The following is a 241-nucleotide window of genomic DNA, read 5'->3' as shown; positions in this document are numbered from 1 at the left end:
GGGGTGACGCGCGTTTGGGCGGGTTAGGAGGGGTTCGCTGGGCGGTTGGTGTGACGCGGGGTGTACCGGGGTTAAGGGAGACGGTTCTGGCGGTTGTGAACGGCGAGTGGCGGGCCGTGGCCGCTCCCCTGCTGACTGTTCGGGGGCGGGGGGTGCTGGCGGTGGTGGGTGCGCGGGCCGTCGTTGGGCCAGGCGGCCGGGCGTTGCCGGGGTGCTGCGCAGGGCGGCGTCGGCAAGCCAT

1 protein-coding gene is annotated in these 241 nt (G+C 73.9%); it reads left to right on the top strand.

Going from position 1 to position 241, the window contains the following annotated elements; translation table 11 throughout:
• The coding region (locus KB213_RS12275; RefSeq protein ID WP_211683536.1) for a hypothetical protein at window positions 1-241 on the top strand (241 nt) is incomplete at both ends.

Origin of the sequence: Neokomagataea anthophila, assembly GCF_018122595.1 — a bacterium.
GTDB lineage: Bacteria > Pseudomonadota > Alphaproteobacteria > Acetobacterales > Acetobacteraceae > Gluconobacter > Gluconobacter anthophilus.
The sequence above is the reverse complement of the archived record's forward strand: the minus strand, read 5'-3'. Positions and strand labels throughout refer to the sequence as shown.